Source organism: Leptospira yanagawae serovar Saopaulo str. Sao Paulo = ATCC 700523 (assembly GCF_000332475.2).
GTDB lineage: Bacteria > Spirochaetota > Leptospiria > Leptospirales > Leptospiraceae > Leptospira_A > Leptospira_A yanagawae.
This window is the reverse complement of sequence record NZ_AOGX02000039.1, coordinates 1-25,000: the sequence shown is the minus strand read 5'-3', so window position 1 is coordinate 25,000 and position 25,000 is coordinate 1. Positions and strand designations below refer to the sequence as shown.

At 39.9% G+C, this 25,000-nt stretch carries 19 protein-coding genes; 7 read left to right on the top strand and 12 right to left on the bottom strand.

The window, feature by feature from the left end:
• Positions 1-401 precede the first annotated feature (401 nt).
• Positions 402-1,817 (top strand): DEAD/DEAH box helicase, encoded by a 1,416-nt coding sequence (locus LEP1GSC202_RS16780; RefSeq protein ID WP_015679043.1) that lies wholly within the window; start codon positions 402-404, stop codon positions 1,815-1,817.
• Positions 1,818-2,013: 196 nt separating this feature from the next.
• Here the strand turns inward: LEP1GSC202_RS16780 and LEP1GSC202_RS20445 are convergent, their stop codons facing one another.
• From LEP1GSC202_RS20445 to LEP1GSC202_RS19750, 3 genes are all read right to left on the bottom strand, one after another.
• Complete coding sequence (locus LEP1GSC202_RS20445) at positions 2,014-2,139, bottom strand: hypothetical protein (RefSeq protein ID WP_341830643.1); 126 nt, start codon at positions 2,137-2,139, stop codon at positions 2,014-2,016.
• Positions 2,118-2,285, bottom strand: a complete 168-nt coding sequence (locus tag LEP1GSC202_RS20440) for a hypothetical protein (protein WP_341830644.1) — start codon at positions 2,283-2,285, stop codon at positions 2,118-2,120. The genes LEP1GSC202_RS20445 and LEP1GSC202_RS20440 overlap by 22 nt, the downstream gene beginning before the upstream one ends.
• 154 nt (positions 2,286-2,439) lie before the next feature.
• The gene (locus LEP1GSC202_RS19750; protein WP_015678977.1) at positions 2,440-4,719 is read right to left on the bottom strand and encodes a cyclic nucleotide-binding domain-containing protein; all 2,280 of its coding nucleotides are present in this window, start codon (positions 4,717-4,719) and stop codon (positions 2,440-2,442) included.
• A gap of 456 nt (positions 4,720-5,175) precedes the next feature.
• On the opposite strand from LEP1GSC202_RS19750, the gene LEP1GSC202_RS16760 reads away from it, so the two are divergent.
• The gene (locus tag LEP1GSC202_RS16760) at positions 5,176-5,943 is read left to right on the top strand and encodes a hypothetical protein (protein ID WP_015679038.1); all 768 of its coding nucleotides are present in this window, start codon (positions 5,176-5,178) and stop codon (positions 5,941-5,943) included.
• 54 nt (positions 5,944-5,997) lie between these two features.
• Here the strand turns inward: LEP1GSC202_RS16760 and LEP1GSC202_RS16755 are convergent, their stop codons facing one another.
• The 4 genes from LEP1GSC202_RS16755 to LEP1GSC202_RS16745 all read right to left on the bottom strand — a co-directional run bounded on the left by LEP1GSC202_RS16755 (position 5,998) and on the right by LEP1GSC202_RS16745 (position 11,282).
• On the bottom strand, positions 5,998-8,286 hold the full coding sequence (locus tag LEP1GSC202_RS16755; RefSeq protein ID WP_015679013.1) for a hypothetical protein: 2,289 nt from the start codon (positions 8,284-8,286) through the stop codon (positions 5,998-6,000).
• Positions 8,287-8,477: 191 nt separating this feature from the next.
• A complete protein-coding gene (locus tag LEP1GSC202_RS19935) occupies positions 8,478-9,266 on the bottom strand; it encodes an Lcl C-terminal domain-containing protein (protein ID WP_244147766.1) in 789 nt (262 codons plus the stop codon).
• Positions 9,176-9,862, bottom strand: a complete 687-nt coding sequence (locus LEP1GSC202_RS19515; RefSeq protein ID WP_015679020.1) for a chitobiase/beta-hexosaminidase C-terminal domain-containing protein — start codon at positions 9,860-9,862, stop codon at positions 9,176-9,178. Before LEP1GSC202_RS19515 ends, LEP1GSC202_RS19935 begins: the two co-directional genes overlap by 91 nt.
• 250 nt (positions 9,863-10,112) lie before the next feature.
• Positions 10,113-11,282, bottom strand: coding sequence for a DJ-1/PfpI family protein (locus tag LEP1GSC202_RS16745; protein WP_244147763.1), 1,170 nt, complete (start codon positions 11,280-11,282; stop codon positions 10,113-10,115).
• A 119-nt stretch (positions 11,283-11,401) separates the two neighbouring features.
• Here LEP1GSC202_RS16745 and LEP1GSC202_RS16740 point away from each other — a divergent pair, with 119 nt between their 5' ends.
• Positions 11,402-12,520 (top strand): AraC family transcriptional regulator, encoded by a 1,119-nt coding sequence (locus tag LEP1GSC202_RS16740; RefSeq protein WP_039929325.1) that lies wholly within the window; start codon positions 11,402-11,404, stop codon positions 12,518-12,520.
• 129 nt (positions 12,521-12,649) lie between these two features.
• Here the strand turns inward: LEP1GSC202_RS16740 and LEP1GSC202_RS16735 are convergent, their stop codons facing one another.
• Positions 12,650-13,231: an LA_0442/LA_0875 N-terminal domain-containing protein gene (locus LEP1GSC202_RS16735; protein WP_015678940.1), complete on the bottom strand. Its 582-nt coding sequence runs from the start codon at positions 13,229-13,231 to the stop codon at positions 12,650-12,652.
• 337 nt (positions 13,232-13,568) lie between these two features.
• Here LEP1GSC202_RS16735 and LEP1GSC202_RS16730 point away from each other — a divergent pair, with 337 nt between their 5' ends.
• Complete coding sequence (locus LEP1GSC202_RS16730; protein ID WP_167321728.1) at positions 13,569-14,186, top strand: Lcl C-terminal domain-containing protein; 618 nt, start codon at positions 13,569-13,571, stop codon at positions 14,184-14,186.
• A 1-nt stretch (position 14,187) separates the two neighbouring features.
• Here the strand turns inward: LEP1GSC202_RS16730 and LEP1GSC202_RS16725 are convergent, their stop codons facing one another.
• The 4 genes from LEP1GSC202_RS16725 to LEP1GSC202_RS19510 form a co-directional block, all read right to left on the bottom strand.
• Positions 14,188-16,707, bottom strand: coding sequence for an adenylate/guanylate cyclase domain-containing protein (locus LEP1GSC202_RS16725; RefSeq protein WP_015678964.1), 2,520 nt, complete (start codon positions 16,705-16,707; stop codon positions 14,188-14,190).
• A gap of 136 nt (positions 16,708-16,843) precedes the next feature.
• Positions 16,844-17,281 (bottom strand): hypothetical protein, encoded by a 438-nt coding sequence (locus LEP1GSC202_RS16720; RefSeq protein WP_015679022.1) that lies wholly within the window; start codon positions 17,279-17,281, stop codon positions 16,844-16,846.
• A gap of 71 nt (positions 17,282-17,352) precedes the next feature.
• On the bottom strand, positions 17,353-18,492 hold the full coding sequence (locus tag LEP1GSC202_RS16715; RefSeq protein WP_015678932.1) for a helix-turn-helix domain-containing protein: 1,140 nt from the start codon (positions 18,490-18,492) through the stop codon (positions 17,353-17,355).
• 142 nt (positions 18,493-18,634) lie between these two features.
• Positions 18,635-22,531, bottom strand: coding sequence for a fibronectin type III domain-containing protein (locus LEP1GSC202_RS19510; RefSeq protein ID WP_015679026.1), 3,897 nt, complete (start codon positions 22,529-22,531; stop codon positions 18,635-18,637).
• Positions 22,532-22,774: 243 nt separating this feature from the next.
• Between LEP1GSC202_RS19510 and LEP1GSC202_RS16705 the strand changes: the two genes are divergently transcribed.
• The 3 genes from LEP1GSC202_RS16705 to LEP1GSC202_RS16695 are packed head-to-tail and all read left to right on the top strand — an operon-like array spanning position 22,775 to position 24,870.
• Positions 22,775-23,662 carry a hypothetical protein gene (locus LEP1GSC202_RS16705; RefSeq protein ID WP_015678957.1) on the top strand — a complete coding sequence of 296 codons (888 nt, stop codon included), beginning with the start codon at positions 22,775-22,777 and terminating at the stop codon, positions 23,660-23,662.
• A gap of 48 nt (positions 23,663-23,710) precedes the next feature.
• Entirely contained in the window at positions 23,711-23,989 is a 279-nt protein-coding gene (locus LEP1GSC202_RS16700; protein ID WP_083929967.1) for a transposase, read from the top strand.
• A gap of 17 nt (positions 23,990-24,006) precedes the next feature.
• Positions 24,007-24,870: an IS3 family transposase gene (locus tag LEP1GSC202_RS16695; RefSeq protein WP_015675849.1), complete on the top strand. Its 864-nt coding sequence runs from the start codon at positions 24,007-24,009 to the stop codon at positions 24,868-24,870.
• The last annotated feature ends 130 nt before the right edge of the window (positions 24,871-25,000 follow it).

Below are 25,000 nucleotides of genomic sequence, written 5' to 3'. Positions count from 1 at the left end.
GGTATCTTTTTTGAATTACGTTTTCCGAGATCCTTGATTGAATTATATGGTTCATTTTTCCGCAAGAGAGACCCTTGGCTTACGTTTCATCAAATACGGAAAACTGTAGGGAAATACCAATTTAATCTTGTCCGCCTTTCATTTGATTTAACAGTCCATTGGCAAATTCCTCGCTCTTGAGTTGGCAACTACTTACTCAGTGTATCTGAATCGATCAAAAGGATTACTACATCCAAGCTCGCAATTCTGATAACAATTCTCGTATTCCCGATACAAACGGATCATCTACCTTGATATGATCCAAACCCATATTCTCATATCACGCCTCAAAAAGAGAGATTTTTGACCTATCCAAAAAGAGAGCTTTTCTTAATTTAGGAGGATATACACGAAGGCATATTTTGCAAAAACACATTGAAACGTTTTCAGATCTGAAATTAGATCGATCCATCCAAAAAGCAGTCGCTGAGACTGGTTATACAAAACCTACACCCATCCAAATCCAAGCCATTCCTTTTCTTCTAGACAATCACGATCTGTTAGGTTGTGCTCAAACAGGAACAGGTAAAACCGCTGCTTTTGCTTTGCCTATGATCCATAATTTAATTTCGACGAGGGCAAAACCAAATCCAAAACAACCCAGGTCTCTTGTGTTAGTTCCCACTCGTGAGCTTGCCATTCAGGTCCATGAAAGTTTTGTTTTATATGGAAAGTATACCCAAATTCGAACGGCTGTCATTTTTGGTGGTGTGGGACAAAATCCCCAAGCCAAGGCGATTGCAAGTGGATTGGATGTGCTCATTGCCACACCCGGTCGCCTTGTCGATTTGATGAACCAAAATTTGGTATCTTTGAAGAATCTCGAAATATTCGTGTTAGATGAAGCAGATCGGATGTTGGATATGGGTTTTATCCATGACATTCGAAAAATCATTTCGTACTTGCCGAAGCGCAGACAGAATTTGTTTTTCTCTGCAACTATGCCATCTGAAATAGAAAAATTAGCAAAATCAATTTTGGTAGAGCCAATTCGAATCGATATAACACCTGTTTCATCGACAGTTGAACTCATTTCACAATCTGTGATGTACACAGAACTTGCCGATAAAAAAAATCTTCTCCTTCATTTGTTTAAAGATAAAAATTTTAAAAAAACCATTATCTTTACCAAAACAAAACATGGAGCCAATAAAATTTCGGAACTCTTAAACAAAAGTGGAATCAAAACTGATGTAATTCACGGCAACAAAAGTCAATCTGCTAGACAAAGGGCATTAGAAGATTTTCGTTCGGGAAAAAACAGAGCCCTTGTGGCAACCGATTTGGCTGCCAGAGGAATCGACATCGATGACATCACACATGTCATTAATTATGAAATTCCTTATGTTCCCGAAACCTATGTACACCGAATTGGCCGTACAGCACGTGCAGGGAAAAATGGAATTGCCATTGCCATCGCCGAGGCAGACGAAAGATCACTGATCAAAGACATTGAAAAAGTAATCGGAATTTCGATCCCAGTGGATCGGGACCATCCTTACCATGCAGCGCGGGTGGAATCGCATACAGGTAAGGCTCCGAAAATCCATGGATCTGGTGGTGGCGGCAATCGAGGGCAAAGACGTCCCTCACAATCGGGAGATAATCCTTCTGGCCGTAATGCGAACTCACAGCAGAACTCCAAACAAAACTCACATCGAAGTAAGGGGCAATCGGAAAAAAGAAAACCTAGTGATTCAGGCAATAAGTCTGAGCCTAAAAAATCATCTCCGAGTGCAAAAAAATCACCGAGAGCCAAAAAGTCACGATATAGGTAGTGCGATATTCTTTACTGAACATTACGAACGTTAGGTTGGTAACTGATTGGTTGGGGGTAGCCAATCGGGGCGAAAGGCATGAGCCGAACTTACCCGATTTTGGCATTCAGCTGATTAGTATTATGCCATAAAAAATAAGAGGCAAAAATCGCAGATAAGGGGAGGATCATAAAGGAAAGTCTTGGATCGAATGGTCCTAACATGAGGGCAGAATCAATGGCACCATCAATACCAAAACAAGACTAACAGACGACCATTCTTTCAGTCGTCTAACGTTGGGAAATACTATACCAATGCATCCTACAATTTTAGCCGCACCCAAAAAAGGCAATACGTAAGATGGTAACCAAGTTGTTTGAAAACTCCAAGCAAATCCTTGGTTTGCATTTTCTTCATCACAGAACCTGGTAATAAAAAAAATAAGACAAGGCTAGTGGCGATCCAATCATAGATTTTCATTCTATTCATGCATTCTACGATTTAATTAAAGTAACGAACAAACTAACAAAAAACAAGCGACTTTTTGATACAACACTTTTGCGAAGAAATCCATCGATTACACATTTTAGTGATATTTTGAATCAAATGGAATCTTTTCCCGAATCACAATTCCATCAATCGTTTATCCTCTTATCCCAAGTTGTTTTTTCCAACTCTTGGCATGAGCCTTGCCATATTTGTATCCAATATCAACTAATTCGTAAAATTTCTTCCAATCGAATAACCCGTATTGTTCCACTGGCAATTCAGCAAAAATATCAGACTCCGCTTTTGCTTTGGCTTTTGCAGCATCAGAGGCGACGAAAGTGGCACGCATGAGTAAACTCAAAAGATTTGGTACTTCTTTTTGTTTTTGTGTTTTGCCTATGATTCGTTTGAATAACATTCGGAGAGCTGAAGGTAATGCCCCTGAATTATTTTCTTCATAAATAGCACTAAATACCTCATCTGCTGTGGAATCACCTTCTGAAGAAAGTGCGACAGAGATCACAAAATCGGCACCCCTCTCTCGCATCACGGCCCCAGGAATGTTGTCAAGCATCGCTCCATCAACAAGCAGTTCGTTTTTTTCGTAGAACGGAGGTAAGATTCCTGGAATCGATGCAGATGCACGTAATGCTTTCCATACCGGACCACGGTCGAAAATGACTTTCTGAGCTTTTGTAAGGCTTGTTGCAACGGCAAAAAAAGGTAACCACAGATCTTCGATCATACGATTCCCAACAAAGTTTTTGATCACAGTGTTAAATTTTTTACCGCGAATGAGTGAAACTGTTGGTATAGTGTAATCATTCAGAGTTTTTTTGTCGCTCATAAGAGCTTTTGCGACACGTTCTAATCCTTCGGCATCATAACCCATTGCATAGATACTCGCCATTAGTGCACCCGCACTTGTGCCACCAATCATGTCGATGGGTATGTTTTCTTCTTGCATGGCTTTCAAAAGTCCGATGTGGGCAAGCCCTTTTGCGCCACCTCCACCTAATGCGAGTCCTACGGAACGTCCTGTGATAAAGCGGCTGAGGCTTTCATATCCATGGTTACTATATGTGCGAATATGTCTTACTGAATTTGTCCTTCGAATGCGTGTTAGGTTTGCTGTATTGGTTGGTTTTTCGTTTGGGTTCGAATATAGTAAAACTAGTTCGCGTGTTGGACCAAAAGTTTCTTCTGTATCACCAAGAAAACGGATCTCTTCTGCAGTAAGTCCACCAGTTCTATGTGCCTCACTTAACAACAAAATGCGATTTGTATGGTGTAGGATTGTTTCTGTCCAAAGTTTGTCTTCAAAGTCTGGGCATAGGATTAAGAATTCATGTGAATCCTGTTTTTGATACAATGATTCGAGTAAGTCTGAAACAGCGTATTCACGATTGCCAAGGCGTTTTTTGAAGTCGCGACTTTCGATGATGGCAGTTCGACCAAATTTTTTCAAAGCTTGTGCAAGGTTTTGGGCAAAATTGCGAGCAGAAAGATCCTTTTGTAATGGAAAGAGTGTGATGATACTCCTTGCCTGTTTAGGCATTCGTTTTCCCATTCGGTCGTTTGTGAACCGTTCTGCAATCAGTTTGGTGATAGCGTACATGCTGGGAGGATGTTTCGAAAAAACTGCTTCAAATGCTGCGGTACTGATTTTCACAATTTCACAGGAGAGTGTGGCAACAACTGTAGCAGTCCGTGGTTCACCCGTTAAGAGTGCGATTTCACCAATGATGTCACCTTTTGAAAAGTATCCTGTCGAGACAATGGTGTTCTCATGATTTCTCACTTCGTATTCAAGACTTCCATTTACGACAACATACATACCATCTGCTTTGTCGCCCTGACGCATGAGTGTTTCTCCGCCAGGTAAAAATATCCATTCCATTTCCGGTTCTAATTCAGCGATGAGTTTAGCACCGACACCGCTAAACAATGAAACGGAGGAAATGAGTTCTTTGATTCGCCTTGGTTCGGGTCGGAACACACTGCGATGGAGAGCACGAGACCTACGGCTAATTAATTTCACAAAAGCATTCAACTCTTCTGAGCGATCTTTAAATGCTTTTTTGAACTCATCCCGTCCGATGCGATAAACCGTGCCTGACTGATCAGAGACAACGGTCGCATTGCGTGGTTCATCCGTCACAAGTGCTCCTTCTCCAAAGCAGCTACCAGGTTTGATTTCACCTACCTTTTCTTTTTTTCCGTCCGTTGTTACATAAACACTAAAACTTCCAGTTGCAACAAGGTAGAGAGCGTCTCCGTGTTCTCCTTGTTTAACCACAATTTTTTTCTTAGAAACTTTAACTTTAACGAACGATCTTGCTAGGTGTTCTTTTGTTTCTTCTGAGAGGTTCAGGAATAAGTCGGTACCTGAAATGATATCTTTGATGGATTGAGAGGTTGGCTTTGACCACATAAAAATGTATAAACGATTGTTAAGCGATCATGTTCCCAAATTCAATTGAGTGAAAATCATCGCTACTCATTGACGATCATGTAAAACGAAGTGCTTTCATGGCGAATCTATTTTTCTAAAACCAACGGAAATGGCAAGTCGCATGTTTTTAAATGAGGTATAGAATTTCCGTCATCGCTACAAACGAGGGAAGATGGAACATCATTGTTCGATATACAAAGTTAGCTTCTAACTTTAATTTTGATGGATTCTGGTTTTCCTCCGGACCATTTCCGAACCAATCGGGAGAATTGAATCTTCCTTATTTTCATGACAAATAATACGGATTCACGCGTAAATGTCGGATTTTTATATGTCATTTATTTGTCTAACAGAGATAATTATGGCATTTGTAATAATATTTGACACAAATTAGGCAAATTTGTAAAGCTGGACGAAATTGAAAGGGAGATTCAGATGAAAATTACAAGCAACCTAATCATGGCCGTGCTATTTGCGACAAGCATGAGTGCCGAAACGTATACCGTGTTCATTCACGGTAAATCCAGTAAAAACCACGACGGGGTGGGAACAACCGATGTAAACAGCTATTGGGGAACAAACGCCAATGTGGTTTCAGGTGCAAAAGTTTTTATTGGATATGATGGCAGTTCCGATCCAAGAACCTTTGGCGCAGCGAGAGCCCAAACCAATATATCGACTGGCCTCACAAATTATTGTAAGGGTGCGAATTCCTGTAAGGTAGTTTGCCACTCAGCTGGATGTTATGCGATTGAATATTGGTTGGCGAACTTAGGGGATACGACCACTTCTAAAGGATTTAATATCACAAAAGTAACTGCACTAGCAGCTGCTTCCGGTGGTTCTGAATTGGCGAACTTAGTTGGTGGTTCTGGAAACGCAATGGATCGATCACTTGTTGTGACAACTGCTCGTGGGGCTTACAATCACAATTTAACAGCATCTGTTCTTGTGAATCATGTCCCAGGTTATAAAACGAGATTTGGTTCTTCGTTTATTTTACCTGGTGCAGATGACTATGCAGTTGCTTTCCACTCTTCTTGTGGATACAATCGTGCTGGTGGACTCGATAAATGCCAATCTTCCTTCGTGAGTGGACAAACGACTTACACGCAATATGCGGGTCATGTCAGAGCGCCTTCTCTAACTGCTGCAGGACTCAACAAAAATCATAGCGAAATTATGAACGAAGGTACAAGATAAACTTCGATCATTGGAAAGGGTTCGGCGGATTATTTTGCCGGACCCGTGATCAAATTAGTGTAAGTTTTCCAAATCAACAAATGAATATCCACCTTTAGGATGTCTTTGGTATTCGGAAAGGCTACCTGCAAAGAATAGTTTATTTTGATTCGGAAAGATCGTGTGAATGGTTCCCACTGAATAAGGATTAAACGATAAGGTTTCTCGTTTTGCAAAATCATATAAAATAAAACCTTGTTGGCTAACACCATTTACGGTGGTAAATGAACCTCCAACGCCACCTTTCCCATTTTCACATATACCAAGCGCTATAACCGTGCTATCAAAACTGATATTTGTGTTTATATAACTTCCATTACTCATATCGATCGCTCCCAATCCTAAACTAGGAGTGACTCCGTAATTCGTGAAATTCCCACCGAAGAATAAAAGATTGTTCATTATACCTAAGGAGTTCACCGTGCTGTTAGGGAAAATTGTGGCGGATGGATAATTTAAATTGGCGCCGGTTGATTTGCTTGCAGCCCCCAGTCTTTGAGCGGTAAATCCTCCAATATCATTAAAACTCCCTCCGATAATCACCTTATCTTCGAAAGGTAACACAGTTTCTACAATGTCACTCACATTGGGATTCCAACTATTGATGGTACCGTCTAACTTTGGATATCTGGCAAGTCGGTTCCGGATTTGTCCATTTGCATTCTGGAATTGCCCACCGACATATACAAAACTATCATCAGTTTTGATTGTTTCAACAACGTTGGATAAACTTGGTGACATCCCTTCCAGTCTTTTGTTTTTTAAATTGTAGGCAAAGAATCTTTCGCGACTTTGACCAAAGGCTTGTGTAAAATTCCCTCCTACATATAGAATATCTCCATCCATGTGAAAGGAGGCAATACTTCCATTCACGTAAGGTTCGAAATCGGTTGGTTTTCCCGTAACTAAATCAATGGATCCAAAACCATTTCGATTGATGATATTGACACTCGAAAAATCTCCTGGCACCAAAACACGAGAACCATCATTGGAAAATGCAATCCTCCCATAAGGGAATGTAAATGCAGAAGTAAACCTGGGATTCCAATCCGTAAGAATGCCTGTTAGAGGGTCGATCGAAAACGCATTTTTTCTCTCTTGACCGAAGACAGTTGAAAAACTTCCAAGAACATACAATTTGCCATCTTGTATGGCCATGTGTGAAATTGATGAGGAAGCGTCCAAAAGTAAGTTTTCGGAACTCACAACTCCATTTCCATTGTCGACAACCGCAAAGTAATTCCTACTTGTTGCACCACCGATCGTTGTGAAAAAGCCACCTAAATATACTTTGTTTTGGTGAAAAACAACAATTTCTACAGTTGAATTGGGGATTGGGTTCCAAGATGTGAGTGCTCCATTCATATCGAAAGCACGTGCATTGAAATTGGATGCAATTGTAAAGTTACCCCCAGCGAAGAGTACTTTGTTCCCTGATCCATTTACTCCCAATGAGATACCCCTCACGTCTCCAAGAGTGATGAGTGCATTGGTATTGAAACTTGAGATTGTTGCACCTGTATCATAGGTTACCTTTGCAAGTCTTCCAAAGTTACCACCATTTAAAGTGGAAAAGGAACCTGCAATGAAGAGTCCATCGGTATCTTTAGCAAAGGAATAAACAGGTCCATTTGTGGAAGGAGTCCAATTTAAATCCAATTCACCGGTAATGCGGTTAACGGCTGCTAAATAGTTTTTGGAAACTCCATTCCAGACAGTAAAATTGCCGGCAATGTAGAGTTTGTCGCCGACTAACGCCAAATCATTGATGAGAACAGCGTTACTTCCAGTTCCGACATTAAATGAGGTATCTAATTGGCAATCGGATTTGATATGGATTAGGCTCGGGCGATTTTGACCTTTTGCATAAGTGAAGATCCCTCCGACATAAAATCCATTTTCACCATCAGGAATGGCAACCGTTGCGCTTGATAAGATTTCGAGATAAGGGCAAGATTCGTAAGGCACCAACTGTCCGTTTGTCGTATTGAGGATAGCTGCAGAGCCTGTATTGGGACCAAAATAGGAAAAAATTCCTCCGAGATACACTTTGTTATCGTGAACTGCCAGACCAAAAATTTCCACATTACTTGGGTTTGTGTCATGGGCTCCCCAGAGATCCAAAGGGACTTTGGGAAATCCCGGTAAACAAGAAGGAGAACTGTCTTTCACTAAAAAACGGAGGATGGTACCTGTTCGATACGATTTTGAACCAGGGTCACAAGGATTCGATAACTCCCCTGGTTTGCAGGAAATCAAATAGAAACCAAAAAGTAAAAGTAGAGTTTGGAAATAAATTTTCATATGGTTCACGAATATTAGACAAATCAAATGGATTCTATTTTCATCAAAAATGGTTCACCTTCCCCGTTAGGGATCCGGAGGGCTTGGTCCGTAGGACGGAAGCGTTAGCGGACCCCGGAGTGAGCCCGGCCCTGATTCGGAATCAAGTTTTTCCTTCCAATCAATTGGGAACGGCCTTCGCCTTTTTGCCATTAGTTGGCCACACAACGAACGAAGAGTGAGGTTCCTTTATTGATCCCGTCGTAAAGATTAAATGGTGCGGCAGGGCTATTAAAATTAACATACCAAGCATTTAAAGTATTGTCTGCATAGGTTGTCGATGTCCAATAAAAGTTACTCGTTGTGTTTGGAAACATAGACTGGTCGATCATTGGAGCAGTTAAACTAGCAAAATGGAACAATCCAACGAGTTCATTTCGATTCGGTAATCTCCAGGTTTTTGTGCCTAAAGATAAACTATTACAATAGGTAAGTGCTGATCCCCAAACTACACTATTGCTTGCACCAGAACAAGTAGCATCATTATTTTGGCCAAGGGAACATTTTTGCCAAGTGAGACCAGTGGTTTGATCCTTGATAGTTCCATCACCATTGTCAGTAAAAGAAGGTGTTTCGAACGGTGCTGGTGAGGCAACACAGCGACCATGGTAAACATTTGTGTTTTGGAGATAACTATCTCCACGAGTGTAATCTAAATACCAACTATTAGTAACATTATTAAGATTTGGTGTGGAAGCCCAATAAGCATAGGAGACATTTCCAGGAAAGGCTGAAGGATTGATGATGGTTGCAAGCGCCTTACCAGCATCATTTGTCGTCAACAATTCCTTCATGGTAGAAAGGCGCCAAGTTTTAAGACCTGCATACCCATTTCCTGAGTTTAGGGAGTTTAGATTCGTACTAGATGTAGAATGGTCGTTACATTTCCAGCTAATACTGCGTTCATAGCACAAGTAGGCCCCGATAATCCTTCCGTACACGTTTTCCAAAGGATGCCTGTGCTTTGGTCAAATGTCGTATAATCATTGGGGTAGGTTGGATCTGGATTTGGGCCACTGTAATTTGTAGAAATTCCAGAACCAACTGATGCATCATCGCCAGAAGCGTAGACAGTCGTTTGTCCTGTTTTTAATGGGATGAGAGAATACATTGCTTCTGCGACTGGGCTATTTTCCATTCCCGGTTTTGTGGCAACCGCTCGGATCCTTTGTCCCGCAAGCCGCCAGATGGAAGAAGGGGATGGATAGGGAGTGGCATCGGTTGTGGGCAACGAACCATCGGTAGTGATATAGATGATGGCACCAGGAGTGAACGAAGTGATCGAAATAAAAGCAGGTTCCGTGTAAGCGCCAGGTGGTGGAGAAAAAACAGGAAGGAAAACTTGGTTTAATTTCACCGAACAGTGATTCGTTGTATCGCCAGATAGGATTTTGAAAAGAATCGACTGAAAGTAACCTTTGTAATTCGGGTCACAGAGATTTTCTAAAACTGGATTTTTACAACCAACTAAGGCAAAGAACAAGACGAATGCAGTGAGACTCAATGGATTCCAATACCTTTGCATTCTTTGCTTCATGTTATCTAATTCTCAGTCCCAAATCAGGAAAATAGTAACGGGTGTCTTCCGTCTACTTTAAGCATTCATTGGGTATCAAATGAGAATGTAAATCTGGAAATTTATTTCAAAATTCAAAAAGTAAAGGATTCAAATTCATATTTCAATGTAAGAACGGAAGTGATGGAAAAAGTTGAGGTTTGTCCCTTGATTCACCATTCATGCTTGCCTTTGGAACCCACAACACCATCTCAAACCTTTGGGATCTGAATCAATGTGCACAATCGTTTTCCTGACAGTCCGTTTGGATCGGAAATTCCAATTGATTGGTTACAAATTCAAACGTATTCTTTCCATATCGTTTTTGGATTCCAGATAGGGAGTGGTTCAAAATCGGAATTGGTTTCTTTTGGTTTGGAATTTCGATTTCAAAATCGACTTGTTTTTCTTCCTCAATTTCTGAATGAAATCTGATGCCTGCCTTGGACCGCAAATTGTGATTCCCGATGGTTTTTGCCTTTGATTTGTATGTGCGCGAATACGAATCGGCAACAAGGGCCAAAGAGATTTCGTCGATTCCTTCATACAAATTGATTCCAACGGTTTCATGGTTCCAAACAAAAATCATATTTTTTGCCGCTACCAAATAGTGTTTCCAATTGAATCCAAATTCTTCTGTTTTGTGATGCGGGCCCCAGTCGGAAATTCCGATTTCGTCTGCTACCTCGTTTGCTTTTTTCGTACCAGCCACTGCTTCCAATAAGGCAATCGATACAGGTAAGGAAGCTGTCACACCTGTTGTTGTGATGGTATTTCGATCTTGGATGTACCTTTTATTTTTTTGCCAAATGGTATCGGGGAAGGTTTTGGTTAAACCATCTTGTGAATACCAATGTCCTGTTGCCCTTTGGTTCTTTAAAAGTCCCGCATAACCCATTGTCCACACACCATCGCAAACTCCCACAATGGTTGCTCCTTTTTTGGATTGGTTTTGGATCCATTGGATGATGGTTTTATTTTCAGAGTTATGGAGAGCCGGTACGATGACAATGTCGGACCCTTCTGGGTGAAGCAAATCAAAATCGGAAAGAGAGGTTTCAATCTCAATTGATAGGGTTGGGAAGAAATTCAGTTTACCTTTTGTGGGAGCTAACATATACACTTGGGCTACATTTGATCTCTGGAATACCGCATAAGGGATCACAAAATCTGTGAGTTCGGTGTATTGGTTTTCACCAAGGACTGCTATGACAGGCTTATGATGGTTCTCTTTGATCAAAATTGGATTTAAATTTTTTACGTTTGCAATGGCAGACTTTGTATCATTTGGTTCGGTGAAGGCACTAAAGGTTAGGAAGAGGTAGGGAATCATCGAAAGGCATTTGGTGACCAATGCGATTGACCGATATCTTTTCTTTTGAAGAGTTGTGGTTTGGTTCATACCCATAGTATCTTCAAGATTTTGAGATCTGTCGTCCGTTTGGATACAGAAGGAATAAAATAACCCAGTTTTCCTTAAAAAAAATAGACAATCAATTTTTCACATACCCAAATTGGAGAATGAATTTGATTCCCATCATGGGGGCAGTGATATCCTCTCTTTTAGCCATTTCATATTGGATTGAAAATTTTCAAAAAAAATCAGAATCCAAAAAAACAAAAATCATTTCCACAATCAAACTTTCTCCTCCTTCTATTTTGTTTTTTTGCTTAACCTTATTGCAGTTCCATATCTATTTAGAAATTTCGAATGAAATGAAGGCCATCCCCAGTTTTTATGGAATTCATATTCCGGTCCTTTATTTAATTGGACCTGTCAGTTATCGATTCTTTGAAGAGCTTAGCGGTCAAAATTCCAATCAAATACGAATCCTACATTTTTTGCCATTTGTTTTAAGCATTCTCCTTTTATCCATTTTGAAATCAAATGGATTATTGAATCCAAATCTAATGTTTAAGAATCACGAAGAAGTCAGTACCCATGATTTTATCTTTCTTTTACTTGGAATCGGTGTGCTTTCTATCTTTATTTATACACTTGCCATATTCATCAGAGTATTACGTTGGAAAATGCAATGGAAAGGAAGTGTCGAATCTTCCTTCCGACCTTTTGTGTTTTTAATCATGTATTCCCTTTTTGTTTTGGTTTTGTTTGTTTTGGCACAGTGGGTGTATATGGACTTGTTTTTTCCTGCCTGTTTTGCGTTAACGAGTTTATTGTTTGCCATCATATTATTGAAATTGAATGGAAAAGGCTTACTCTCGAATTTTAAAACAGAATTCCGAGAAGCCCGTTATAAAGAAAGTAGAGTAAAGGGAATCGATATTCCTTCTGTTTTGGAACGAATGGATGGTTTGATGAATGTAGATCGATTGTATTTGGATGATCGGTTGACTTTGGTTAGTGTGGCAAAACGATTGGATCTCAGTTCCCACCAACTTTCGGAAATCTTAAATCATAAGTTAGGAACTTCGTTTCGAAATTATATCAATCAATTCCGATTGTTAGAAGCGAAAAAACTCCTGTTGGAACGGCCTGATATGGCCATCATTGCGATCATCTACGCTTCTGGTTTTAATTCAAAATCTTCGTTCCATAAACTCTTTCAAACTCATTTTGGAACTTCTCCACAAAACTATCGATCGAAAGTAAAAGAGAAAATGGAAACAAAATCATAAGAATCGATTGGTTGAATTTTTTTTTGCAATCACAACTCGATCATGCAAATTAAGGATCATTGGTAACATAGAAGGATTTAGCATGTGTTCTCAATTTGAAATTTTGTCATAAAAATTGAACAAAATATCTTAAAACTCACATACCTCAACTACTTTTGTCTTTCGGCTGATGGTGGTAAGGGATCCTATGAGTAAGGTGAGAGTTGTATCTACCCAAGTGGATTGAAACGATACTTTGATAGGACGATCATCCTCTGGTAATAATTCTTCCCATGCATTTGGGTTCGTGATGGAAAAGTTTCCATAAAACCAATACCATTCCACCTTCGACGCATGGAAAAAACAATTTTCATCCACCGAAGATAGAGCGAGTTGTTTTGTTAGAATCCCTTGTGGTAATTTTGCATCATTTGTTTTGGTTTGGTTTGTAGTTTCTTTTTTTTGTTTTGCTAAATTGAGTTTGCGTTCTTCTTCTTTTCGGATCGCTGCTAACTCTTGTTCGGAATACTCTTTATATACAGTTTTTAAAATATTGGATTTTTGAATGGTTCGGCTAATCCCTGTTTCATCAATAATGATCATTTGATTCGCGTCTTGGTTTACCACTCTTCCTTTGATCACTCCACCAGATTTGAGTAAAACATTGGTCGAAAAAACAGCAGAACTTGATAACAAAAATAATACAAAAGAAATAAATAGGCGTAGAAGCAATTGGACCTCGATCGGATTTTTCCTTACCGTTGGAATTCGCTCAAAAATACAAAAATTTAAAATTTGGAAAAGAAAAAAAAGAATATTCGGTTCAATCTTAGGTATGTTTAATTTTCATCAATTCACTGCTAGGTTCTCAAAAATATCTTGCAATCTATGATTGTTTTAATAAACAAAGAATGTTAATTCAATGGATGTAGATGAGCACCTGACAATTTTTAGTCGAATATGTAGTTTTGTCAAAATTGTAGAGTTCGTCCTGGTATTATTATTTATTTCTAACTGTTCTCCCTTATACTATTTTTTATTCCAGCCTCCAACTTCCGAAAAAGAACCTTTGGGTAGCCAACTTATTTTGACTTACCTTTTGTTACCAAAGTCTGTGAGTTACCCATGGGGAACCTTTACCGACAACCGAGATGGAACTGTGTTATTTGTAGGGAATGCTGGTACCTTTGGAGGGGAAGTGTATGCTGCTACGAACCTAATCTTTGCTAAATGTTCTTCTGGACAAACATGGCAGAACGGAAGTAATACATGTTCTCCAGAAATTCCAAGTGAGTTGAATTATTGTAATGGGAACGATGATTCATGCAATGATACCTTGGTTTTGAATGGAGATGGCAATAGCCAAGCGTATGCGTATTGTGACGGTCTCGAGGTGGGTGGTCGAACCGATTGGCGTGTTCCGACCAAAAACGAATTGAAGTTACTGATCGCTTGTACCAATGACAAAACAAATCTTCCATTGGATGGAGCAACTGGGTGTGGAATCACAGCGTTTCAACACCAGAATGCGGATTTGTTTCCAAATGCTCCCAATTTTTGTTCCTTTTATTGGTCAGCATCACGTCGCGACATCTCGCTGGCATACTACGTTAATTTTTGTTTAGGAACCACCTTATTTCAGGGCAAAGGGGCCTTGGAAGCGATTCGCTGTGTATCGAATCCTTAAATTAAAAAATTCCTTCCCTTTCTACTTTTGATTTTAAAACAATTTTGCTACCTTGTTTGATTTTATTGTAAATGGACCAAAACGAGTCATTTGGGACAAGGCCATCTTTTGAATACTTCGCTTTGATGTGTTTCAAGAGATACATATCATGCCTCTCTCCATTTTTATCAATGATCTTCCCTCTATGTTCGCATTGGAATAGAAATCGAACTTTGTCATAGGTTGCTTGTGAAATATTGATTTCACCAACAATTCCTGAACTTTCCATACGAGACGCAGTGTTGACGCTATTACCCCAAATGTCATACGCAAATTTGAAACGACCAACGACTCCTGCGATCACAGAACCAGTGTGAATTCCAATTCGCAGTTCCCAATAGGGAAGGTTCAATTCCGTTTTGATATGTTTCATTTGGTCCATAAAGGAACGGATTTCGAGGGCTGCAAGACAGGCATCAATGGGGCTTGTGAAATTTGAATCTGGTAGTCCTCCTGCACACATATAGGAGTCACCAATGGTTTTTAGTTTTTCCAATTTGTTTCGCGAAATGATTTCATCAAACTGTGTGAAACAAGCATCCAGTTCTGTAATGAGTTCACTGGATTCCATGTTTTTTGCCACTTCTGTAAATCCACGAAAATCAGTGAATAAAATGGTGGCTTCATCAAAAGATTTTGGTTCACAATACCCGTTGATTTTGATTTCTTCCGCTACAGATTTTGGTAATATGTTTAATAAAAGTTTTTCGGATTCTTCTCCAGCAAGTTCTGCTTCTTTTTTTGCTTGTTCTAATAAAATATAACTTCTATCTAGTTCTTCTGCCAGTGGGCGAGCAAAAACATACACCAAAAGATAATTGAATAACACTAAAGGTAGAGTAACGAGTGTAATATGGAAAAGACTTTCTCCAAAAGCTAGGTTTTCTAAAAACTTTGGCATTTGCAAGAGACTGGCAAACAAAATGGAAAAGATACCTAAATTGGCAAGTTTTTGACTAAAACGAATGGTTCTACCGGGTAATGAAAATGCACCTAATTTCAATACGGCAAATCCAAGTAAGGTGGTTGGTATAAAAAGGTAGTCGGAGATTGGCGGGAAATGAAATCCATGTGCAGGGAAAAACGCTGTTAATAAAAATACACCTGATAATAAAACAGATCCTAAAGCAACAATTGACTCTCTCGGTAAATCCTTCCAACGTTTGCGGATTTCTCGACCAACAATGATAAAGGAAAAAAATCCAGCAATGCCAAGTAGGTATGGGACCATATCACTTTTATGAATGATACCAAACTCGTACTTGTAATAACCATTATGTAGGTAAGGAGTGATGGAAAGAAAGGCACAAAGTATGGAAAGCAAATCAACAGCAAGTAATGACTTTGGCCTTTGGCTTCCGATGGCTTTCAAAACAAAACGAGATAAAATACTTGGAGCAAGAGAAAAGATTAAAAAGCTAACCTGTGATATACGAAGTAAAATTAAATAATCTAGCTCTAGTTTGGTAGGAATGGATTGTAAATTGTAAAATGCAGTAATGATAAGTGAAAATGCACACAATTGGTTGATCTTTGCTTGTGGATTACTACCTGCAACAATGATAGCCATAAAAATTGCGACAAAAAAAGAGATGGTGGGAGGAAGGGCATGGGGGAACCAATTGTCATTGAGATATGCATTATGACTTAGTCCTAATGCTACGGTTCCACTGAGTACAATGAGAGAAAAAGAGACAACACCAAACAAAATATAAAACAATCCATTGCGATCAAAGAGCAGTTCATTTACATCAAGAAAATCAGAACGAAAGATTCCATACGCAATTAAAATAAGAGGAATGAAGATAAAAAAGGATCCAGGGTATACGTTGTAACCGAGTAACACCGGTGCATTGGAGATTGTCATCAGAAACAATACATTGTATCCGATGAAAAGTGATTTGTGGATTCTCTTTAGTAGAATTTTCCATTGGAAAGTAAAAAAAGGCAAAACAAGGGCAAAGTAACCAACGAGGGGGATGATGCCAAATGGTTTGATGAAATTCGTGGCTTTTGGGTATTTTCCGAATTGGTAGTCAAACCAATCATTATGAAAGCCGAGTCCTTGGAAAAGACCTACGTAACCAAAAGCTACACTGGCCCAACAAAGGTAGGTGTAATACAAAAATATCTTTTTTCGAGAGAGAGCGTAACAGATGTAAAAGTTGGAAGGTAAAATGAGTAAGATGAATAGGTAAAGCCAGTTATTGAGTGATAATAAAAGTTCTCTGTCAAAAATCCATGCTCTAAGTGAAAGTACGAGTCCTAAGATTCCATATCCAAAAAAGGAAATTGCAACATTGAAAGAGAGGATCTTTTCTTCCCCGTGGGTATGAAAAATCCTGCGGAAACTAAAGGCACTGAGGAAAAAACCAACAACAAGTGAGATGATCCCTGGAATTCCATAAGGGAGTTGCAACCAAAAGTAGGTCCATGCGTCTGTGATTGTACCAATGTTTGGCAATGAGTAGTTGTATTCCATCGTTAGCTTACTTTTTTCACCTAGTAAGACTTTCGTAAAGAAATTGCAATTACTGTCTAGCACATTCCACGAGTCCAACTCATCTTAAGTTGGACCTGCGGTTCGTTCACAAAATGAAAAAACAACCATAATGCTTTCAAAGTGAACTGATATAACCCCAAAACAGAATCAAAAAGCCACCTAACTCGCCTAAAATTAGTAATACCATCGAACCATGGATGAGAAATGAGGGATACAACCAATTTCCTAACCGATACGGTTTTGCAAACTGGTTGTCTGTATCTTTTAAGATGGCGTGGATGAGATACACGATTTGAGCAAAGGCAAAAAATCCCATACTCACAAAAGCCGCATAAAAATTGACGGATTCCGGTAAGGTGCTAAGTTCAACAAATTTTGCTAGGAGTAAACAAGCAAAACTGTACAAGAGAGATGCTCTATGTAAGATACTGATGTATTCATGAGCTACGGCATCTTTAGAGTTAACAATACCAATGTATTTCCAAATCCCACACAATAACCCAACGGTAAAAAAGGAACCTGCAAACAGATAACACAACTGTAAAGCATTCATAATTTTTCTCCATAAATAGAAGTTTGATTTGTTTTATAGTTTACATGGAACCAAAAAGGAATCGACCTGATCTATAATTTGGGTTCTATTTTTTGAAGGAGAATTGATTTTTCTTTTAAAAACGTTTTAGGATTTTTTCGATACTCTCGGGGAGAAGTGCCCATTAACTCACGAAATACACGATTGAAAGCAGATTTTGAGTTAAAACCAACAGAATAGTTGATCGAAAGGATATTATTTTTGCTTTCTTCGAGCATGGCACAAGCGGTTAAGATCCGATGGTGGTTTATATATTGATTAAAACTCATTTGGAAATGGACATTGATGAGTTCCGAGAGTTGGTGAGGGCTCATATTCATGACATGTGCCATTGTAGGCAATCGTAAGTCTTCTTCTGCATAATATGATTCCTTTGTTATCAATTGATGAAGGTTTTGAATTGCTTCTTTGGGATTGATGCCAACTAACTTTGATTTTGTATACCGAGCCGATTGAATGGCATTCGAAATTTCTAACATCGCCAAAGGATTGTATCGGGAATATAGATAAACTAAAATAGCCGCTATCGAATGGGACCAAGCGCTATACCGGTAAAAAGTACGAATGCCAAAAACATAACCCAAGATATCCAAAAGGATCATACAGAAAATGTAAAAAAGTAAAACCAATGAAAAACGCCGGATGTTTTCTGGTAATAATTGAAGTGCTAGTACTCCTTCACCCGATTTCCTCAATGCAATGGAAAGAGAATAAAACAAGATCGAAAGTTTTGGCCCTATGATCCATACGGTAAAAATTGAATAAGGAAATGTCCAATCTCCATTTGTCACAGAATGGATGAGTAAAATTGATTCTTCCTTCTCTAAGGGAATCCAGTAGAGAAGTGGTAACATCGCAAAGGTGATTGGGATAAAATGGATTGGATTCATTGTAAATCCATCCCTCCCTCTTAATTTTTCATAATAAAATAAAATCGAAGGTCCTATGACGTATAATAAGGGAACGGGGATTGCATACAGTTTTGGAAATAGGGTAACAAGGCCTGAGTGTGTGTAGGCTTCCCAAACCAAACGAAGGCCAGACATTCCAATGAAGTAGATGACGATCAACTTGGTGCTTCCTGGAAGTTGTAGGGAGAGGCCAGTTGCCCAAACAAGGCAAAAGAATCCTCCAAAACCCAAAATGCTAAAATCGAAGATCGATAGTTCCATCGAAACTGAATTTTCCCTCCCTCTACCTAGGTTTTAAAACCATGGTAGAGGGCACCAATCGAAAAATTTAGAAAACGTTTCGTATTGGAAACAAATGTCTGTTAGGAAATGGAATTTTAAAATTTATGTTGGTTCCAAACGTCTAAAACCTTCCATCTGGGTTGAGTCGGATGACCATACCCGAACTACTACCACCTGGGAACATATAGAGTGGAGTTTTGTTCATGAGAATGGTCCTCCCTCGACTTGCATAAAACAATCCAAATAGTGTTCCATCGGGGCTTTCTTGTAAGTTTGGTAGAGTCGTTGCAAATTGGCCTCCGCTAACTCCCGGGCCCAAATGAGTGTACCAGGAAAATTCACCTGCTGAGTTCATCATAAAGAAAGTGCTATCGTATTGGCCAGTGAAAGGATGGGCTGGGAAAAGAGTTCCGATCGAAGGGATACTCACTTGTGTACTCCCTGTGATCAGGTAACGATCGTTAGGTAATCTTTTGACATCCATCAAATAGTCATATCCATTCCCACCTAAATGGGAATACCAATCAATATGGCCATCAGGACGCAATTTCCAAATCGCGCCTTCTTCTCCCGATGTATAAGCTCGCAAAGGATTTTTTCCTTCTAATCCTGACATAGACATTGGAACATTGCCCACTAAGATCAAACCTCCGTTTGCTGTTTCTGTTATTCCATAACCTCTATCACTTCCGGATGTTCCTAAAAAGGTAAACCATTGCACTTGACCGGTCGAATTGAGTTTCATGACCAATGGATCAAAATCTCCTTTCGCACCAATCCAAGGTAATACTCCATCTAAGGAAGTGATATTGCTACCGGAATAACCATATACCACTAGGTTTCCATCTGCCATTGGCAACAGATTGAGATAATCGGCTCCACTTCCTCCATAATAACTCCACCATTGTAAAGTACCATCGTTTGATAGGGAACCTACGACCGTATCAACACTCCCCGCGTGAGGAAATCTTGGACTCACCCCTCCAAGTTGACTCACTCCAGGTAATCCTGCATGAGTGGTAAAGTAGAAGGAACCATCTGATTTTGGATACACCTTCATGGTATTACTTCCATTTCCTACAAATGTAGTCCATACGATGTTTCCATCTGACGAAAGTTTTGTGATGAGGCCATTATATTCGGGAAGCCCAGAGTGAGAAATGATGGGAGTCACACCTGAAATTTGTGAGGTGCTTCTGGAAAGCATCGTGATAATGAAACCATTGTCTTGGGTTTCTGGGATTTGGCTGTAAGCTGGGCTGTCATATTCATTCCCACCCAAAAACGTATACCATCGAATGGTTCCATTGGGATTCACGCGTACAACCATTGTGTCTTCACTTCCATTATACGGTGCAATCGGATTCAATCCAGCGATGGTCGGAACATTGGTTTGGGCACTTGCGGTGATGACAAAACTTCCATCGGAAGAGGGAACTACAATGTTCATAGGGTCAACCCCTGGAACAAAGCTGTACCAATCCACTCTTCCCTTTTTATCAAACTTCATGACAAGGGCAGCTCTGGAATGACTACCAAAACTCACAACGGGGGTTTTCCCACCAAATGTTGGTATGTTGGCAAAACTGGTTGATACCGTAATGATTCCACCATCCGCAGTTAAAAAACTACTTCTTGGCATTAACGTATTCCCAATGGGTCCAAAAAAACCAAACCAACCAGAGTGGCGCGCTTCTATCACAACGGAATCGATTGATTGTCTGGCAATCCCTGCGCAGGAACCAGGAGAATCAGTAAATGATAAAGAGACCTCATAGGTTCCAGCGACGTCAGGAATAAAATTTGCGCTAAGAGTGGTACTTTGGTTGATGCTCGAATTGGTGAGGGTCGAGGTAGGTGGTTTTCTGAGGAACGTCCATTGGTATTGGTAACTTCCAGAATTACTTCCGCATAGGATGGAATCCGGATTGGAAGAAGCACTCCCATCTAAATACGCAATATCTCCAGGTTCCAATTGGAAATCATAACCGGCATTGGCAATGGGTGGTGTATTGACATAAGGAGTGGTAGCAGAAAGGAGTCCTGACCAACCACTACGGTTGCCAGATGAGTCGTATGCTCGAATGCAAAAATGATACACTGTATTTGGTGCTAAGTTTGAAACTTGGAAACTCATTGGAGTTCCAACTGCTGTCACCCCAATTGCATTTGGTATGGGTAAGGCTCCATCACATTCCGGATCAGAACCAATTGTCGATGTAGAACGACGGATTTCGTAAGAGGAAACGGAACCAGTCATGCCATCTCCACCAACAGAAGTCCAGTTCAATTGGATCGTACTTCCATCGATTGCTGTTGCCGTTGCACCAGTAACTGCTGCAGGAGGAATGAGATCAGGAACAGAATAGGTAGTCGCACTCACATTCCCCGTCCAAGAGTTTCGGTTACCTGCTATATCAAACGCTCTAATACAAAAGTAATATTGAGTTGATGGTGATAAACCGTCTAACTCCAATACTTCGGTTAGGCCTACTGGTTTTGGGATTAACGTGTGGGCAATGGGTGTTGCTTGGTTACAAGTGGCATCATTTGAGATAACGGATGTGGATCGTTTGATTTCATACGTTGATGCCCTTCCATAACTTCCATCATTTCCAGGACTAGTCCATTGCAATCGGATTCGCGTCTGAGACCTTGGAGAAGCAGAAAGGTCAGTGATTTGATTTGGCCCAATGGAGTCACTGACCGTTACAGTAGCGGTTGCATTCATAGCACCCACTGTCGCAATGACACCAGCAACACCGGGACGATTGGCAGTAAAGACACCACCAGAAACAGCGCCAACGGGTTGACCGTTCAAACCATTGCCAGTCGTTACATAACTTGCATTTACAAATCTTGTTTGACCCATGAAACTGGCTGAAACTCCAAATGCGATACTTTCCGATACATCTGCCGTAACTGTCGATGGAAATATTGTGATCGCGTCAATGGGTGGATTCGATTCGCCGTTAGGCGTTGTATCGTGAGAATTTGGAATCCCATCACCATCCGAATCGGCAAGTCCTGTGGGACTTGAGGCATTTCTTGGATTAAAACCATTGTCTACTTCCCAAGCATCATTATAACCATCGTTATCTTGGTCGGTATCATATTGGGTGATGAATGTGGAATCGAGGGAATCAATGGGGTATTGGAAAATGGATGTGCTGGGACGAGATGTATTTGCTCCCCATTGGTCAGTTGCACTCACTTGCATTTGGATTCCAGTAGTTCCCATGGCTTCGTATGGAATGTTCGCAGCATACCATGGGGAACTTCCTTCTCTTGTCATCGGGATAAAGTTTAATCCTCCACCCACTCGACCAATCACCAAACGAACACTCATCGTATCACCATCTGGTTCCAATATTTGTGCCCGAACTCGGTAGGGTAAATAAGAGCAATTTGGTTTGAAATAATAATAAGCCCCTCGAATGTCTGGAGGCAAATTACCGTTAGGTGGAGTACCCGCACCAAAAAAAGAAAATGTCATCGTTGTAAAATTGATTCGATCAACTTCCAAATAAGAATCATGGCTACTCCAGTCTGGGAATCTGCCGCTGGTTCCATCGGGAGAGGTTGTACTCGCAGAGAAACCAACTGTTTTATTGGAAAGTAAATTTAATGATTGGATTTGGCTAGAGTTCACAACCACTGAAACAGAGACTTCTTTTTTGAAGCGATAGGATGGCGTGATTTCGTAAACAGGGGATGTTGGGATGTAACCTGAAGGTAAGGCTTGGGTACTCGGTGAGTATTTGGTAATCGTGAATTCACGGGTCTCATCCATGGCTCCTGAAGGAATCATAATTCTCAGCAAACCATCTGAAGAGGTGAAGATAGCTCCTTCTGGACCTACTTCTTTTTTCCCAGCAAAGGAGCCTGCACTGAGTAAGCCAAGTTGTTTGAGTTGTTCTTCTTTCTCTTTGTTTCCAAGTGAAAACTGATCTAATATGGTAATACAATTAAAAAAGGAAAATAAAATCCCTAAACACAAAAACAATTTCAATTTCATATATTCTTCCAAATTTCATATAGAATTTTTTACTTGAGCCGTTTTTGTGGTTTCGAAGTAGGTCTGTCAATAAGTTTCTGGTACCAATTAAATCTACTAAATGGTATAAGAATCAACGGAGGAAACTTTTCATAGCAAAGAGAAATCTAACTCGGAAAAGGAACAGAATCCATTTGATTTTTCCTGTCAAATCGTGATTTACATATGGTTTTCCTCTAGCAATCCTTGGATTCTATCCTATCTATGAAAATCCAAGATCGTTCTTTTTGTATCCTCATCTCTTTGTATTTGTTTTCATTCTGCGCACCAATCAAACTTTCCAACAGTTGTGATCCAAGTTCTGAGTCTTATGTGCGTGCTGTATTATTTCGCTTTCTCATAAAAGACAATTCACCTTCTTGTTGGCCTGGGTTTGCCAAAGACAATGACCTTTGGGGAGTACATGGTCCAAGTTTTACCATCTACACTGCATTAGTTGATGCAAATCGAGTTTTACTTGGTGGGGATTTTCAATATGTCGGACCAAACGTCGGCAGTGTCGCAGTTTTAGGATTTGAATCGGGCCTCCTACAAGATAAAACCTCCTGTCCGTATCTCGAAGTATCAGGAAATGCGAATGTTTCTATTTCTGACGGGTCCGGTGGTTTTTACATCGGTGGTTCTTTTGACAGCATCAGAGGAGAAGCGAAAAATAAAATCGCACACATCCTTCCCAATTGCAAACTCGATCCAAATTTTAATGCACCTTCTCCGACGATTGTTTCCCATTATATCGAAGCGATGGAATTGGATGGAGGGTATTTGTACATCGGAGGCAACTTTACCAATTTAGATGGTGTGGCAAGGACGGGGGTTGCTCGCCTAGATGCCCAAACGGGAGCTCTAGATTCGACTTGGAACCCAACCCTTGATAGCCCCTCGGTTTTTGTTTTGCGTAAATGGGGAGCTCATCTCTATGTAGGCGGTCGCTACGGAACGGTCAATGGATTTACAAAAAATTCTCTTGCCAGATTCTCTTTAACTACTGGCGTGTTGGACAACACATGGACAGCTGCGACTGCTGTGAATGATGCAATCCGGGACTTGGCATTTGGAAGGCTAACGACAGGAACGGACGTTTGGAGTTCCTAACGGATTATATACTCGACAATAGGCAACAAACGACTACAAGAGGTTGCCATGAAGCGTAGAAAACAATACACAACAGAGTTTAAGAGGGAATCGGTTCAATATTTAATATCAAGTGGGAAATCCCAGAATATGGTATGCCAAGAACTAGGACTCCCTAATGGGATACTAGGCAGATGGAAAAAGGAACTAGATCAAAATCAAACCGAGAATGGATCTCTGCAAGATGTTCGAGACAAGAGGATCCAGGAGCTTGAACGTGAAGTTCAAAATTTAAAACAGCAGAGGGATATTTTAAAAAAGGCAATGGGCATCACTTTAAGTCCTTAGAAGATAAATATCTATTTATGAAAGAACATAGGGAATCCTGTGGGTTTTCTATCAAAGTGATGTCCGAAGTATTAGATATTAAACACAAGGGATTTTATCCTTGGTTGAAAAAGTCGAAGTTGATTCGAAATCAAAAAAGTATAGAGATTTTATCTGAAATTCAAAGATTCCACAAGGGAGATTTGCTTTCTTATGGAAGTCCGAGAGTTCAGAAAGAACTAAAAGCAAGGGGAATCAAAGTCAGTTTACCTACTGTGGCTAAAATTATGCGGGAAAATGGGATAAAAGCCATTACAACAAGGAAATTCAAGCCTCCTGTGACGACAGATTCCAATCATGAAGAAACAATTAGTCCAAACTTGCTTGAACAAAACTTTGACGTTTCTACACCAAACACAGTGTATGTGACTGATATTACCTACATTCCCTATTTGTTTGGATTTCTATATCTATGTAAATTCAAAGATATATGCACAAAGAAGATTGTTGGATGGGCTGTTGACACTCATATGAAAACATCTCTCGTTATGAAAGCATTTGAAAATGCTATTGAGAATCAAAAACCAAGTAAAGGACTTATCATCCATTCCGATAGAGGAAGTCAGTATGCGAGTAGAGAATTTCGTGAACAACTAACATCAAAAGGATTTATTCAAAGCATGAGTAGAAAAGGAAATTGTTGGGACAATGCTCCTGCTGAATCTTTTTTTGCTACATTAAAAAGAGAGTTTACAAATCATAAGAACTTCCATTCCTTAGAACAGGCTCGAAGTTCTCTATTTGAGTATATCGAGGTTTTTTATAACAGAAAGCGTTTGCATTCTAAAATTGGATACAAAGCTCCTGTTACATTTGAAAATGAATTTCATGCCTATTCGTGAGTATATTTTTACTTAGGAACTTCAAACTTCAATTTTATCTTAATTCTAATTTCCTTACTAACTTCCAATAGTCATGTTAGAATTCCCATGCTTTGCAAATCTTCCAGATAGCATTTGGAATCTATTGTTT